This window comes from Streptomyces sp. NPDC058955, from assembly GCF_042741435.1.
Taxonomy (GTDB): Bacteria; Actinomycetota; Actinomycetes; order Streptomycetales; family Streptomycetaceae; genus Streptomyces.
In genome coordinates this window covers 153,309-167,866 of record NZ_JBHYKM010000004.1, presented here as the reverse complement: position 1 = coordinate 167,866, position 14,558 = coordinate 153,309, and the positions used below count along the sequence as shown (strand labels likewise).

At 73.4% G+C, this 14,558-nt stretch carries 13 protein-coding genes; 11 read left to right on the top strand and 2 right to left on the bottom strand.

Features of this window, described 5'->3' with window-relative positions:
* The coding region (locus tag ACFW1I_RS03610; RefSeq protein ID WP_384665669.1) for a bifunctional DNA primase/polymerase at positions 1-400 on the bottom strand (400 nt) is incomplete at its 3' end.
* Between the two features lie 491 nt (positions 401-891).
* Here ACFW1I_RS03610 and ACFW1I_RS03605 point away from each other — a divergent pair.
* Positions 892-2,373 (top strand): PP2C family protein-serine/threonine phosphatase, encoded by a 1,482-nt coding sequence (locus tag ACFW1I_RS03605; RefSeq protein WP_384665667.1) that lies wholly within the window; start codon positions 892-894, stop codon positions 2,371-2,373.
* Between the two features lie 104 nt (positions 2,374-2,477).
* Positions 2,478-3,935 carry an aminopeptidase P family protein gene (locus ACFW1I_RS03600; protein ID WP_384665665.1) on the top strand — a complete coding sequence of 486 codons (1,458 nt, stop codon included), beginning with the start codon at positions 2,478-2,480 and terminating at the stop codon, positions 3,933-3,935.
* A 54-nt stretch (positions 3,936-3,989) separates the two neighbouring features.
* On the opposite strand, the gene ACFW1I_RS03595 is transcribed toward ACFW1I_RS03600, so the two are convergent.
* Positions 3,990-4,439 carry an ATP-binding protein gene (locus tag ACFW1I_RS03595; RefSeq protein WP_384665663.1) on the bottom strand — a complete coding sequence of 150 codons (450 nt, stop codon included), beginning with the start codon at positions 4,437-4,439 and terminating at the stop codon, positions 3,990-3,992.
* Between the two features lie 204 nt (positions 4,440-4,643).
* Between ACFW1I_RS03595 and ACFW1I_RS03590 the strand changes: the two genes are divergently transcribed.
* The 9 genes from ACFW1I_RS03590 to ACFW1I_RS03550 all read left to right on the top strand — a co-directional run bounded on the left by ACFW1I_RS03590 (position 4,644) and on the right by ACFW1I_RS03550 (position 14,439).
* Positions 4,644-5,423 (top strand): hypothetical protein, encoded by a 780-nt coding sequence (locus tag ACFW1I_RS03590; protein WP_384665661.1) that lies wholly within the window; start codon positions 4,644-4,646, stop codon positions 5,421-5,423.
* Positions 5,424-5,568: 145 nt separating this feature from the next.
* Positions 5,569-6,336 carry a YcnI family protein gene (locus ACFW1I_RS03585; RefSeq protein WP_384665659.1) on the top strand — a complete coding sequence of 256 codons (768 nt, stop codon included), beginning with the start codon at positions 5,569-5,571 and terminating at the stop codon, positions 6,334-6,336.
* Positions 6,337-6,379: 43 nt separating this feature from the next.
* On the top strand, positions 6,380-7,114 hold the full coding sequence (locus ACFW1I_RS03580) for an SCO family protein (RefSeq protein WP_384665657.1): 735 nt from the start codon (positions 6,380-6,382) through the stop codon (positions 7,112-7,114).
* Complete coding sequence (locus ACFW1I_RS03575) at positions 7,111-7,563, top strand: copper chaperone PCu(A)C (RefSeq protein WP_384665655.1); 453 nt, start codon at positions 7,111-7,113, stop codon at positions 7,561-7,563. Before ACFW1I_RS03580 ends, ACFW1I_RS03575 begins: the two co-directional genes overlap by 4 nt.
* Before the next feature lie 65 nt (positions 7,564-7,628).
* Entirely contained in the window at positions 7,629-9,545 is a 1,917-nt protein-coding gene (locus tag ACFW1I_RS03570; protein WP_384665676.1) for a copper resistance CopC/CopD family protein, read from the top strand.
* Positions 9,546-10,865 carry an iron uptake transporter deferrochelatase/peroxidase subunit gene (gene efeB, locus ACFW1I_RS03565; RefSeq protein ID WP_384665653.1) on the top strand — a complete coding sequence of 440 codons (1,320 nt, stop codon included), beginning with the start codon at positions 9,546-9,548 and terminating at the stop codon, positions 10,863-10,865.
* 90 nt (positions 10,866-10,955) lie between these two features.
* The gene (gene pheA / locus ACFW1I_RS03560; protein WP_384665651.1) at positions 10,956-11,891 is read left to right on the top strand and encodes a prephenate dehydratase; all 936 of its coding nucleotides are present in this window, start codon (positions 10,956-10,958) and stop codon (positions 11,889-11,891) included.
* A gap of 455 nt (positions 11,892-12,346) precedes the next feature.
* Complete coding sequence (serS, locus tag ACFW1I_RS03555) at positions 12,347-13,636, top strand: serine--tRNA ligase (RefSeq protein ID WP_384665649.1); 1,290 nt, start codon at positions 12,347-12,349, stop codon at positions 13,634-13,636.
* On the top strand, positions 13,633-14,439 hold the full coding sequence (locus ACFW1I_RS03550; protein ID WP_384665647.1) for an HAD family hydrolase: 807 nt from the start codon (positions 13,633-13,635) through the stop codon (positions 14,437-14,439). The genes serS and ACFW1I_RS03550 overlap by 4 nt, the downstream gene beginning before the upstream one ends.
* The last annotated feature ends 119 nt before the right edge of the window (positions 14,440-14,558 follow it).

Genomic DNA, 14,558 nt, shown 5'->3' with positions numbered 1-14,558 from the left:
GCCCCAGCCCCAGCCGGCCGCGCCCCCGCGGGCCCGGCGCCCCCGCGGGGGCGGGGCGGCCCCCCGGGCGGGGGGCGCGGCCGCCGGTGGCCAGGACGATCGGGGCGTCCGGGCGCCGGGTCCACCACCAGCGGATCATCCGCTCGTCGGTGGTCGCCGCGAGCAGGCCGGGGTCGAAGGGGTGGGCGCCGGGGACCACGCAGTCCGGGTCGGGGCAGGCGCACACCGGCCCGCCACCGTCGCCGGCGGTCTTCGTCTTAGGGGCGGGCTCCTCGAGTCCCACGCCCGGCAGGACGGGCCAGTCCCACTGGACCGCGAAGGTGACCGCCGCGTCCTGCCGTGCGGCCCTCGCCTCGCGCCGGAACCGGAGCCTGCGTCGCCTTCCGAGGATCTCGCGCATGAGCGCTCGTTCCTTTCCGTTGAACGCCGAATCCACATCACACCACGTGCAGATCTCTTCACCGTGCGTATCAGCGCGTACAGCGTCGGCGGTGCGTCGCCCGCCCGGGGCGGGGCCGGCCGGAACGGGGCCGGGTCACAGTCAGGTCGAAGCCGGTTCAGAACACGATCCCCGCCACGCGGGGAGGGGCTGCGGCCTGCGGCACCTAGGACGCCGGGGTTCCGCTTCTCGATCCCGGGGCGCTGTCAACTGCCCCTGCCTGTCATCGATTACGTACCCCGCACGCTCAGAATGACGCGCTTTCAAACGACGCCAGTCGACCGCAAATGGTGCACACCGGGGGTAATTTTCAGCCAACTTCCAGCCCACTTCAACCCCTGCGCACCAGCTCCCGGAACGCCACCCGGACACCACAAGTCCCACGGGGACAATGCTGGACATCGCTCCTCGGGTGCGTGTACATGTGGAGACATCGAGCGGCGCAATATGACATGGGGGTTTGCGATGCCATGGCGTCAAACGCACCGGTCGGAAAGCCGACCGAGATGAGCTCCCCACACCTGCCGAAGCACCTTCCGAAAGTGGCCGGAATCGATTCCACGGTTCCCGCTCCACCGCACACTAAGGCGCCCCTCGCGGGCGTCCCCGCCGCGGCGGCACCGGCCGACGCGGCCCCCGCGCCCGGCGCGCTGATCACGGACCGCCTGGCCGGCTGGGTCTCCGACCTCACCACCCTCCACGAACTCACCGAGCGGCTCATCAGGACCGCCACCCTCGACGAGGCCCTCCACGAACTCCTCGGCGCCGGAGCCGCCCTCGTCGGCGCCCGCCGCGGCATGGCCGTCCTCGAACCCGCCGACGGCCTCGGCCCCACCGCCACCGTCGGCCTCGGCCTCGCCCACGCCGACCTCGGCACCATCGAGACCGTGCCCCGCGGCGCCACCAGCTACGGCCGCCTCCTCGACGGGCTCCCCGACCCGTCCGATCCGAGCCGCGTCCCGGAGCCCATCGCCATCCACGACGTACGCACCGAGGAGGGGCTCGACCCCCGGCACCGCGAGGTCGCCGCCCGCCTCGGCTACGCCGCCAGCTACGCCCTCCCCCTCGCCACCGAGGAGGCCGGCCGGATCGGCGCCGGCGTCTGGCTCTACGACGAGCCGGCCGCCCCCACCGACCGCCAGCGCCACCTCATCGGCCTCTACGGCCGCTTCGCCACCGAACACCTCGCCCGCCTCCTCCAGGTCGAGCGCGCCCGCGTCCAGGTCGCCACCGTCGCCGAGGAGCTGCTCCCGAGCCGGCTCCCCCGCGTCCCCGGGGTCCGCCTCGCCGCCCGCCACCGCACCGGCCCCCGCGGCGGCGGCGACTGGTACGACGCCCTGCCGCTGCCCGAGGGCGCCCTCGGCCTCGCCGTCGGCTCCGTCTCCGGCACAGGGCCGAGCGCCCTGGCCGCGATGGGACGGCTGCGCGCCTCGCTGCGGGCGTACGCCGTGATGGAGGGCGAGGACCCGGTCGCCGTCCTCTCCGACCTGGAGCTGCTGCTCCGGCTCACCGAGCCGGCCCGCTCGGCCACCGCCCTCTTCGCCTACGCCGAACCGGCCCGCCGCCGGCTCGTCCTGGCCGGCGCCGGCCACGCGCCGCCGCTGCTCGTCGGCGAGCGCCGCACCGAGTACGTCGAGACCTCGCTCTCCGCCCCGCTCGGGATGCTCTCCTGCTGGGAGGCGCCCAGCGTGGAGCTGTCCCCCGCGCCTGGAGAAACGGTGCTGCTGTACACGGACGGGCTGCTGCGGCGTACCGGCGATCCCATCGACCGGGCCTTCGCCCGGCTCCACGCGGCGGCCGCGAGCGTGCCCCGCGCGGACCGGGACGACCCCGGGGCGATCGCCGACCACGTGCTGCGGACCGTCCTCCCGGACGGGCTCGACCCGGCCGTGGAGGGCGAGGACGTGGTGCTGCTCGCCGCCCGCTTCGACTGATCGCACCGGTGACCGCTCGGTAACAGGTCCTCCGGCCCTGGGCCCCCTTCCGTACGACCGTACGATGGAGGGGGTTCAGTGTCGTACCAAGAGGAGGCAGACCCGTGGCCGATGAGCTCACTCCGGAGACCCCGGACGAGGCCGAAGAGCCGATCAAGCAGCGGAAGAACGGCCTGTACCCGGGCGTCTCCGACGAGCTCGCCGAGAACATGAAGTCCGGCTGGGCCGACACGGAGCTGACCGGGCTCGCGCCGATCCCGCAGGCGGCCGAGACCGCCGCGCGCCGGGCCGCGCTCTCCGCCCGCTTCCCGGGCGAGCGCCTGGTGATCCCGGCCGGCAACCTGAAGACCCGGTCGAACGACACCGAGTACAGCTTCCGCGCCGCCACCGAGTACGCGTACCTCACCGGCGACCAGACCCACGACGGCGTCCTGGTCCTGGAGCCGACCGCGACCGGCCACCAGGCCACGATCTACCTGCTGCCGCGCTCGAACCGCGAGAACGGCGAGTTCTGGCTCGACGGCATGGGCGAGCTGTGGGTCGGCCGCCGCCACTCCCTCGCCGAGGCGGAGCAGCTGCTCGGCATCCCGGCGAAGGACGTGCGCGAGCTCGCCGCCGCCCTCAAGGAGGCCACCGGCCCGGTCCGCGCGGTGCGCGGCCACGACGCCGGCATCGAGGCCGCCCTCACCGACAAGGTGACCGCCGAGCGGGACGAGGAGCTGCGGGTCTTCCTCTCCGAGGCCCGTCTCGTCAAGGACGCCTTCGAGGTCGCCGAGCTGGAGAAGGCGTGCGCCGCCACCGCCCGCGGCTTCGAGGACGTCGTCAAGGTCCTCGACAAGGCCGAGGCGACCAGCGAGCGCTACATCGAGGGCACCTTCTTCCTCCGCGCCCGCGTCGAGGGCAACGACGTCGGCTACGGCTCCATCTGCGCCGCCGGCCCGCACGCCTGCACCCTCCACTGGGTCCGCAACGACGGCGCCGTCCGCTCCGGCGACCTGCTCCTCCTCGACGCCGGCGTCGAGACCACCGAGCTGTACACCGCCGACGTCACCCGCACCCTGCCGATCAACGGCCGGTACACGGACATCCAGCGGAAGATCTACGACGCCGTGTACGAGGCGCAGGAGGCCGGCATCGCCGCGGTGAAGCCCGGCGCCGCCTACCGCGACTTCCACGACGCCGCCCAGCGCGTGCTCGCCGAGAAGCTCGTCGAGTGGGGCCTCGTCGAGGGCCCGGTCGAGCGCGTCCTGGAGCTGGGCCTCCAGCGCCGCTGGACCCTGCACGGCACCGGCCACATGCTCGGCATGGACGTCCACGACTGCGCCGCCGCGCGCACCGAGGCGTACGTCGACGCCACGCTGGAGCCGGGCATGTGCCTGACCGTCGAGCCCGGGCTCTACTTCCAGGCCGACGACCTGACCGTGCCGGAGGAGTACCGCGGCATCGGCGTCCGGATCGAGGACGACATCCTCGTCACCGAGGACGGCAACCGGAACCTGTCGGACCAGCTGCCGCGCCGCTCCGACGAGGTCGAGGCGTGGATGGCGGCCCTGAAGGGCTGACCCCGCGCGCCGCGAAGGGCCCCCGCCGACTCCGGGGGGGGCCCTTCCGCGCGCTCAGGCCATCAGCAGGGACGGGCTGTCCCGCCATTTGAGGATCTTGTCGAAGCTGACCACCGCTCCGCCGCGGCCCGAGCGGCCGAAGTGGACGTGGTCGGAGAGCTCCTCGATCAGCCGCAGCCCGCGCCCGTGCTCCGCGTCCGGACCGGCCGCCGGGGCGGTGCCCGCCGGTGCCCCGGTGAAGCCGGGACCGGCGTCGGCGACCTCGATCCGGCAGGTCTCGCCGTCGAGGAAGGCCGTCACCCGGTACGCCTCCGAGCCGCGGCCCGCGGCGGCGCCACCGCCGTGCTCGACCGCGTTGGCACACGCCTCGGTCAGGGCCACCGACAGCTCGTAGGACACGTCGGGATCGACCCCGGCCGTCTCCATGGTGCCGAGGAACAGGCGCCGGGCGAGCGGCACGCTCGCGGCCTCGCGCCGCAGATGGAGTGACCACCAGATGCTCATGCTCCAGCCTCCCGGCAGCGGCTCGACATACCCCTAGCTATTGCCGGGGACGGCCGTCCGTAAGCGCGCGAACCGGTCAAGAGCCCCCGTTCGGCGGATGTGACGGGCCCCGAGGCCGGTGTATGTCCTCCCGAACACCCGCAAGAACGACCTTGCGGACCTGCCTCATGAAGGCGGGTGCCCTGGTGCGATGATGGGGCCGCCATGTCTGCCCCCGCGCTCGCTCCACGGCTGCTGAGGGCCGCGGTGTTCACCGCGGTCTGCGTCGTGCTGTCCGCGCTGGGACACGCCCTCGCCGCCTGCGCGGGCATCGCCCTGTGGACCCTCCTCGCCGGATTCCTCGGCGTCTTCGGGTGCACGGTCCTGCTCACCGGGCGCGAGCGCTCCCTCGGCTTCGTCGTCGCCGCCCTCGCGGGCGGCCAGCTCGGACTCCATCTGCTCTTCGGTCTCGGCCAGCGGCAGCTCGCCCTGGACACCCAGGCCGACGACACCCTGGTACGCATGGCGGCCAAGCTCGTCTGCGGGGCGGGCGCCGCCTCCCTGACGCCCGGCGACGCCGCCGGGATACTGGACCGCGCCGGGATCGACCCGGCCGCCGCGCACGCCCACGCGGGCATGCACGGGGCCGCCGCGGCGGCCCCCGAGGCACTGCTGCCGAGCCTGCCGATGGTCCTCGGGCACCTGCTCGCCGCCCTGGTGGCCGGCTGGCTGCTGCGCCGGGGCGACCTCGCCCTGGTCCGGCTCGTCGATCTCTCCGGGCAGGGCGCCGCCGAGCTGGCCGAGAGCACCCTGGTGCGCTCGCTGCGCGCCGCGCTCCGGCTCGTACGGGTCCTGCTCGCCGGTCTGGCGACGCTGGCCCCGGCCGGTCCGCGCGGCCGGCCCCGTACCGCCTCCGACTCCGCGCCGCCGCCGGTGGCCGGGGCACTCCAGCACACGGTGATCCGCCGCGGCCCCCCGGCCGCCGCCTGCGTCCTCGCAGCCTGACGCGGTCCGCTCCACGAGGGAGCGGGACCGCGCCCGTCCGCGCCCACCCGCCCGGCTCCGCCCGTGGCCCCGGTGTGCCGGTCCGGACCGCCTTCCTCCTCCGGGGTTCCCTCCGCGGGCCCCTCATCGAGCCGGAGTGTCTTCCATGAACCTGTCCCGCGTCGCCCTCGCCGCCGGCACCGCCGCCGCCTCCGTCGTCCTGCTCTCGGGCACGGCCTTCGCGCACGTCAGCGTGCAGCCCGAGGGCGAGGCCGCCCAGGGCGGCTACGCGACCGTGAACATCAAGGTCCCGAACGAGCGCGACAACGCCTCCACCGTGAAGCTGGAGGTCAACTTCCCGCTCGACCACCCGCTGGCCTCCGTCATGCCGCAGCCGGTCCCGGGCTGGAAGGCCGTCGTCACCAAGTCCAAGCTGGACAAGCCGCTGACGCTGCACGGCAAGCAGATCAACGAGGCCGTCTCCAAGGTCACCTGGACCGCGGACGGCTCGAAGATCGGCCCCGGCCAGTTCCAGCAGTTCCCCCTCTCCCTCGGCCAGCTGCCGGAGGACACCGACCAGCTCGTCCTCAAGGCCATCCAGACCTACGACAACGACGAGGTCGTGCGCTGGATCGAGGAGCAGAAGGGCGCCGAGGAGCCGCAGAACCCGGCCCCCGTCCTGAAGCTCTCGGCCGCCGGCGCGGACCACCACGGCGGCGGCTCCGCCACCACCACGACCGCGCCCAGCGCCTCCGCCTCCTCCTCCGCCGACGCGAAGGCCGGCCACGAGGACCGGGCCGACCACTCCGGCACCGAGACCGCCTCGGCGTCCTCCACCGACACCACGGCCCGCGTCCTCGGCGTCGCCGGCATCCTCGTCGGCGTCGCCGGTGTCGCCTTCGGCCTCCTCGCCGGACGCCGCCGCTCCGCCTGACGGCCCCCGCCAGCACCTCAGCACTCCGAAAGACAGAACCCTCATGTCCACTGAGAAGACGTCCCCCTCGCGGCGCGACGGGGACGGCCCCGAAGGCCGCCCCGGGCGGCGCACCCCGCTGATCGTCGCCGCCGTCGCGATCGTCGCCGCCCTCGGCATCACCGCCGCGGTCGGCCTCGGCGGCGACGACACCAAGGACACCTCCTCCGGCTTCGTCCAGATCGAGGGCGGCACCGCCGAGAAGGGCCGGGCCGCCACCGTCCTCGACCGGCCCTTCACCAAGCCCGACCTCGTCCTCACCGACACCAAGGGCGAGACCTACGACCTGCGCGAGCGCACCAAGGGCAAGCCGACTCTCATCTACTTCGGCTACACCAACTGCCCCGACGTGTGCCCGCTGACGATGAGCAACATCGCCATCGCCAAGAAGCAGCTCCCCAAGGCCGACCAGGAGAAGCTCCAGGTCGTCTTCGTCACCACCGACCCGGAGCGGGACACCGCCGCCTCGCTGGCCAAGTGGCTGCCCGCGGCCGGCGACCCGTCCTTCACCGGCCTCACCGGCGACTTCGCGAAGATCCAGGCGGGCGCCCGCTCGATCGGCATCGGCATCGACCCGCCGAAGAAGGAGGCCGACGGCACCGTCGTCTCCATGCACGGCGCCCAGGTCGTCGCCTTCTCCCCCACCACCGACCAGGGCTACGTCCTGTACGGGGAGGACGCCACCGTCGACGACTACGCCAAGGACCTGCCGAAGATCATCAAGGGGGAGAACCCGTGACCCGCCGCACCACCGCCCTGTCCGCCGCCGTGGCCCTCGCCGCCGCTCTCGCGCTCACCGGGTGCTCGTCCGACAGTGGAAAGCCCGAGCTGAAGGTCAGCGGCGCGTACATGCCCCAGCCCGTGATGGACATGGCCGGCGGCTTCCTCACCATCCAGAACACCGGTGGCACCGCCGACAAGCTGACCTCGGTCACCAGCCCGCTCTCGGACGACGTCACCATGCACGAGACGAAGAACCAGAAGATGCAGGCGGTGAAGGCGTTCGACATCCCCGCCAACGGCGAGCTGAAGCTGGCCCGGGGCGGCAACCACCTCATGTTCATGGAACTGAAGTCGAAGCCGAAGCAGGGCGAGAAGGTCAGCGTCGAGCTGCACTTCGAGAAGGCCGACCCGATCACGGTCGAGCTGCCCGTCGAGGCGCCCAACCACAACCCGCAGCAGCACTGAGCCGTTGACGGAGTGACACAGTGACGACACCCACCGCCCCGCGCCTCGGCACCGCCCTGACCCGGATGCTGGTCCTCGCGGCCACGCTCCTGGGCGTGCTCCTCGCCGGCGCCGCCCCCGCCTCCGCGCACGCGGCGCTGACCGGGAGCGACCCGAAGGACGGGGCGGTGGTCGCCACCGCCCCCGAGGAGGTCGGCCTCACCTTCTCGGAACAGGTCGCGATGAGCGCCGACTCGATCCGGGTCCTCGACCCCTCGGGCCGGCGCGCCGACACCGGCGAGATCATCGACCTGTGCAGCGGCGCCGTCGTCAAGTACGGCGTGGCCCTGCGGGCCGGTCTGCCGGACGGCACCTACACCGTCGCCTGGCAGACCGTCTCCGCCGACAGCCACCCCATCGCCGGGGCCTTCACCTTCTCCATCGGCGCCCCCTCCGCCACCTCGGTCGCCCTGCCCGAGCAGGCGCCCGGCGGGGGGATCGTCGGCGCCCTCTACGGGATCGCGCGCTATCTGTCGTACGCGGGCTTCGCCGTCCTCGTCGGCGGCGGCGCCTTCGTGCTGCTGTGCTGGCCGCGCGGGGCGGGCGTCCGGCCCGTGCAGCAGACCGTCGTCCGGGGCTGGCTCACCCTCACCGGCGCCACCCTGGTCATGCTGCTGCTGCGCGGCCCCTACACCGGCTCCGGCAAGCTCGCCGACGTCTTCGACCTCGCCGGGCTCCAGGCCGTGCTCCAGACCAAGACCGGGGCCGCGCTCACCTCCCGGCTGCTCCTGCTCGGGGCCGCCGCGCTGTTCGTCGCCGTCCTCTTCGGCGCGTACGCCCGGCGCACCGACCCGAAGGAGCGCAAGGACCTCGCCTTCGGCCTGGGCCTCGGCGGCACCGTGGTCGCCGCGGGCATCGCCGGCACCTGGGCGCTGGCCGAGCACGCCTCCACCGGCATCCAGCCGGGCATCGCCATGCCCGTCGACATCCTGCACCTGCTCGCCGTCGCCGCCTGGCTCGGCGGGCTCACCACCCTGCTGGTCGCCCTCTACCGGGCGCCCTCGGTGGAGCGCGCGGCGGTCGAGCGCTTCTCCCGCGTCGCCTTCGCCTCGGTCGCCGTCCTGGTGGCCACCGGCCTCTACCAGTCCTGGCGCCAGGTCGGCTCCTGGTCCGCCCTCACCGGCACCCGGTACGGGCAGCTGCTCCTGGTCAAGATCGGCCTGATGGGCGTGCTCGTCGGCATCGCCTGGATATCCCGCCGCTGGACCCAGCGGCTGGCGGACCGGACCGCCGGAGCGGAGCCGGCGACGGAGCCGGAAGCGGGTGCGGAGGCGGGTACGGCCGCCGCCGCGGACTCCGAGGCGGATCCGGACTCCGGTGAAGAGGAGCCTGAGGAGCAGGGCCCCGAGGAGGCGCCGGATGCCGAGCGGGCCGCCCAGCTCGCGCGGCAGCGCGCCGCCATGGCCACCGCCCGGCGGAAGAAGGCGCGGGACGCGGACCCGGAGCGGACCGGGCTGCGCCGCTCGGTGCTGACCGAGGCCGCCGTGGCCGTCGTCCTGCTCGCCGTGACCACCGTCCTCACCTCCACCGAACCCGGCCGCACCGAGGAGGAGGCCGCCCGCGCCGGCGGGACGACCGCCGGCTCGGCCGCGGTCCCCGACCGTCCGGTGGACATCCGGCTGCCCTTCGACACCGGCGGTGTGGACGGCCGGGGCGTCGTCCGGCTCAGCCTCGACCCGGGCCGCACCGGCGCCAACGCCCTGCACCTCTTCGTGGAGCGCCCCAACGGCAAGCCGCTGGACGTCCCCGAGATCAAGGTGAACCTCACCCTGGAGGAGAAGGGCGTCGGCCCGCTGCCCGTCGCCCCGGACCGGATCCAGACCGGCCACTGGAGCGCGAGCGGCGTGCAGCTCCCGCTGCCCGGCGAATGGCGCGTCCAGGTGACGGTCCGCACCTCCGAGATCGACCAGACCACCATCGAGAAGAACATCAAGATCGGCTGAATGACCGTGAGCAACCCCGTGACCGGCCCCGCGTCCGACGACGCCTCCACCCCGGCGTCCGACGACGGCCACCTCGACATCTCCCGGCGCCGGCTGCTCGGCACCGTCGGCGCGGCGGGCGCCGCCGGCCTCGTCATCGGCGCCGCCGGCGGTGCCGGGATCGCGTCGGCCGTCTCCGGGGACGACTCCGCACCCGGCGCCGGCGGCTCCCCGGCCCTCACCACGGTGGGGGCCACCGAGGTGGCGTTCCACGGGCGGCACCAGCCCGGCATCACCACCCCGCTCCAGTCGCGCGGCCATCTGGTCGCCTTCGACCTCGCACCGGGCGCCGGCCGCAAGGAGGCCGCCGCGCTGCTCCGCCGCTGGTCGGCGACGGCCCGGACGCTGATGGCGGGCGGGGCGCCGTCCGGGGACACCGGGATCGCGCTGGACGCGGGCCCGTCCTCCCTCACCGTCACCTTCGGCTTCGGCCGCACCTTCTTCGACCGGACGGGGCTGACCGCCCGCCGCCCGACGCAGCTGGACCCGCTGCCCGCCTTCTCCTCCGACGCGGTCGACCCCAAGCGCTCGGAGGGCGATCTGTGGGTGCAGATCGGGGCGGACGACGCCCTGGTCGCCTTCCACGCGCTGCGCGCGCTCCATAAGGACGCCGGGGACGCGGCCCGGGTGCGCTGGCAGATGAACGGCTTCAACCGCTCCGCCGGGGCGACCGCCCGTCCGATGACGGCCCGGAACCTGATGGGCCAGGTCGACGGCACCAACAACCCGAAGCCCACCGACCCCGACTTCGACCGGCGGATCTTCGTCCCGGCCGGGGCGACCGGCGCCCAGGACTGGATGGCCGGCGGCTCGTACGCGGTCGTGCGGCGGATCCGGATGCTCCTGGACGACTGGGAGGGGCTGTCCGGGGAGAAGCAGGAGCGGGTCATCGGCCGCCGCAAGGCGGACGGGGCGCCGTTGTCCGGCGGTTCGGAGACGACCCCGCTGGACCTCGACAAGCGGGGCCCGGACGGGAAGCTCGCCATCCCCGACAACGCCCACGCCCGGATCTCCGCCCCCGAACAGAACGGCGGGGCGGCGATGCTGCGCCGGCCCTTCTCCTTCCACGACGGGATCGGCGCGGACGGCACCCCGGACGCCGGGCTCCTCTTCGTCTGCTGGCAGGCCGATCCGCTGCGCGGCTTCGTGCCGGTGCAGCGCAAGCTCGACCGGGGCGACGCGCTGTCCGCGTTCATCCGGCACGAGTCGAGCGGGCTCTTCGCCGCGCCGGGCGGGGCCGCCGAGGGCGAGTACGTCGGCCAGCGGCTGCTGGAGGGCTGAGCCCGACGGCGGGCCGGGGGGCCGGCCCGACGCCCGTTTGAGGACTGAGACGGGACGGGCGCGGGCGCCGGGGCGCATTAGGGTGACGGTATGTCCGCCACCCGGTACACCTACCTCGGCCCCGAAGGCACCTTCACGGAGGCCGCGCTGCGGAGCCTGCCCGAGGCGGCCACGCGCGAGCTCGTCCCCATGGTCTCCGTCCCGGCCGCGCTCGACGCCGTGCGGAACGGGGAGGCGGCCGCCGCGCTCGTACCGATCGAGAACTCGGTCGAGGGCGGGGTGACGGCGACCCTCGACGAGCTGGCCTCGGGCGAGCCGCTGATGATCTACCGCGAGGTGCTGCTGCCGATCGCCTTCGCGCTGCTGGTGCGCCCCGGGACCGCGCTGTCGGACATCAAGACGGTCACGGGCCACCCGGTGGCCCAGCCGCAGGTGCGCAACTGGCTGCGCAAGCACCTCCCGGAGGCGGTGTGGGAGTCGGCCGCGTCCAACGCAGACGGGGCCCGGCTGGTGCAGGAGGGGCGGTTCGACGCGGCCTTCGCGGGCGAGTTCGCGGCGGCGACGTACGGCCTGGAGGCCCTGGTCAAGGAGATCCACGACGCGGAGAACGCGGAGACGCGTTTCGTGCTCGTGGGCCGGCCGGCCCGGCCGGCGGCGCCGACCGGCGCGGACAAGACCTCGGTGGTGCTGTGGCTGGGTGACGATCATCCGGGTGCCCTTCTGGAACTCCTCCAGGAGTTCGCGGTGCGTGGGGTGAACCTGATGCTGATCCAGTCCCGGCCGACCGGGGCGGGGATCGGGAACTACTGCTTCGCCGTGGACGCCGAGGGCCATGTCTCGGACCGGCGGGTCGGCGAGGCGCTGATGGGTCTGAAGCGGATCTGTCCGCAGGTGCGCTTCCTCGGCTCGTATCCGCGGGCGGGAGCGTCCCGCGCGGACGTCAGGCCGCTGCGGCGGGGGACCTCGGACGAGGAGTTCACGGCTGCCTCCGACTGGCTGGCGAGGGCCCAGGACGGCAGGGCCTGACCGCGATACTGACCGAGCGGCGCCTCTCGTGCGTTCGTTCGTCCACAGGCAGGCATCATTAGTCCTACCTGCATACTTTTAGCTTTCTCCACGCAGTTATCCACAGGCTCGGTCCGCAGGCTGGGGACAAGTCGACACCCGCCTCCGACAAGGTCGACAAATCGCCCTCGTCACCCCTCGCGCGGATGCCCTCCGTCCACAGATCCCACAGCGGTCCACGTCAGAGCGACCCCACGGCACTCACCCTCCGGAGCGAGCGATTCCCCTCGAAATGAGTGCGTGAATCGTGTTTGATCACGTAATTCGGAGGTGGCGGGCCGGGAATCCACAGAACTTCCGCACACCCTGTGGATAACTCGATTCCACAGAATTCCGAAGACCGTCAATTCGGGCATACCAACACGCGCCCGCATATCCGGTGGGGTCGCGCGAGCGCGCACCGGTAGCCTGGTGGGGTGATTGACCTTCGCCTGCTCCGTGAGGACCCCGACCGTGTTCGCGCCTCCCAGCGCGCCCGTGGAGAGGACGTCGGCCTCGTCGACGCCCTGCTCTCCGCCGATGAGCGGCGCAGGTCGTCCGGCGTCCGCTTCGACGAGCTCCGTTCCGAGCAGAAGGCGCTCGGAAAGCTGATCCCCAGGGCCACCCCGGAGGAGCGCGCCGAGCTCCTCCAGCGCGCCGAGCAGCTCAAGACCGACGTCAAGGCCGCCGAGGCCGAGCAGAACGAGGCCGACGAGACGGCCCGTGCGCTCCTCCTCCAGCTCGGCAACATCGTCCACACGGACGTGCCGGTCGGCGGCGAGGAGGACTTCGTCGTCCTGGAGACGCACGGCACCATCCGCGACTTCGCCGCCGAGGGCTTCGAGCCCAAGGACCACCTGGAGCTGGGCGAGGCGCTCGGCGCCATCGACGTCGAGCGGGGCGCCAAGGTCTCCGGCTCGCGCTTCTACTACCTGACCGGCGTCGGCGCCCTCCTGGAGCTCGCCCTGGTCAACGCGGCGATCGCGCAGGCCACCGAGGCCGGCTTCATCCCGATGCTCACCCCCGCGCTGGTCCGCCCGCGCGCCATGGAGGGCACCGGCTTCCTCGGCCAGGCCGCGGAGAACGTGTACCACCTGGAGAAGGACGACTACTACCTGGTCGGCACCTCCGAGGTCCCGCTCGCCGCGTACCACATGGACGAGATCATCGACGCCGACAAGCTGCCGCTGCGGTACGCGGGCTTCTCGCCCTGCTTCCGCCGCGAGGCCGGCACGTACGGCAAGGACACCCGCGGCATCTTCCGCGTCCACCAGTTCGACAAGGTCGAGATGTTCTCGTACGTCGCGCCCGAGGACGCGGAGAACGAGCACAAGCGGCTCCTGGACTGGGAGAAGCAGTGGCTCACCTCCCTGGAGCTGCCCTTCCAGGTGATCGACGTCGCCACCGGCGACCTCGGCGCCTCCGCCTCCCGCAAGTTCGACTGCGAGGCGTGGATCCCGACCCAGGGCAAGTACCGCGAGCTGACCTCGGCGTCCAACTGCGACGGCTTCCAGGCCCGCCGCCTCTCGGTGCGCATGCGCGAGGAGCAGGGCGGCAAGAAGACCGTGCAGCCGCTCGCCACGCTGAACGGCACGCTGTGCGCCGTTCCGCGCACGATCGTCGCCATCCTGGAGAACCACCAGCTCGCCGACGGTTCGGTGCGCGTCCCGGAGGTCCTCCGGCCGTACCTGGGCGGGCGCGAGGTCCTGGAGCCGATCGCCAAGTGAGCCCCTTCCCCTACCGCCTGGTCGCGACGGACCTCGACGGCACGCTGCTGCGGGCCGACGAGTCCGTCTCGGACCGTACGCGGGACGCCCTCGCCGCCGTCACGGCGGCGGGCGCCGCGCACATCGTGGTCACCGGCCGGGCGGTGCCCTGGACCCGGCACATCCTCGACGACCTCGGCTACCAGGGGATCGCGGTGTGCGGCCAGGGCGCGCAGGTCTACCACGCCGGTGAGCACCGGCTGCTGACCTCCCTGACCCTGGACCGGCAGCTCGCCGGGCTCGCCCTCTCCAAGATCGAGGCGGAGGTCGGCCCGCTGGCGCTGGCCGCCAGCCGGGACGGTCTGGAGGGCGAGGTCCTGATGGGCCCCGGCTACCGGGCGCAGGAGGGTCCGCTGCCGTACGTGCCGTACGAGGACCCGGCCGAGCTGTGGGCGGCGCCGCTCACCAAGCTCTACATCCAGCACCCGGCGATGACCGACGACGAGCTGACCGCGCTCGCGCGGGCCACCGTCGGCGGTCTGGTCGACGTGGTCATGGCGGGTCCGGGGATCGTGGAGATCCTGCCGCTCGGGCTGAGCAAGGCCACCGGCCTCTCGCTGGCGGCGCGCCGGCTCGGGGTCAAGGCCGCGGACACCATCGCCTTCGGCGACATGCCCAACGACATCCCGATGTTCGGCTGGGCCGCGCGTGGGGTCGCGATGGGCAACGCGCACGCGGAGCTGCGGGCGGTCGCGGACGAGGTGACCGCCTCGAACGAGGAGGACGGCATCGCGCTCGTCCTGGAGCGTCTGCTGGCGGCCTGAGCCGTCCGGAGGATTCCGTGCGAAGGCCCGCACCCCCCGGGGAGCGGTCCAGAGGCGGGGGCGGCCCCCGCGGAGACAGGGGCGTATAACCCACAGAAGCAGCCCCCCAAAGGACAAGT

Excerpts from the sequence above, each read along its gene's own strand:
- pheA (WP_384665651.1), top strand. The coding sequence starts at position 10,956 with ATGTCCGCCACCCGGTACACCTACCTCGGCCCCGAAGGCACCTTCACG.
- ACFW1I_RS03605 (WP_384665667.1), top strand. The coding sequence starts at position 892 with ATGGGGGTTTGCGATGCCATGGCGTCAAACGCACCGGTCGGAAAGCCG.
- ACFW1I_RS03570 (WP_384665676.1), top strand. The coding sequence starts at position 7,629 with ATGCTGGTCCTCGCGGCCACGCTCCTGGGCGTGCTCCTCGCCGGCGCC.
- ACFW1I_RS03580 (WP_384665657.1), top strand. The coding sequence starts at position 6,380 with ATGTCCACTGAGAAGACGTCCCCCTCGCGGCGCGACGGGGACGGCCCC.
- efeB (WP_384665653.1), top strand. The coding sequence starts at position 9,546 with ATGACCGTGAGCAACCCCGTGACCGGCCCCGCGTCCGACGACGCCTCC.
- ACFW1I_RS03585 (WP_384665659.1), top strand. The coding sequence starts at position 5,569 with ATGAACCTGTCCCGCGTCGCCCTCGCCGCCGGCACCGCCGCCGCCTCC.
- ACFW1I_RS03595 (WP_384665663.1), bottom strand. The coding sequence starts at position 4,439 with ATGAGCATCTGGTGGTCACTCCATCTGCGGCGCGAGGCCGCGAGCGTG.
- ACFW1I_RS03590 (WP_384665661.1), top strand. The coding sequence starts at position 4,644 with ATGTCTGCCCCCGCGCTCGCTCCACGGCTGCTGAGGGCCGCGGTGTTC.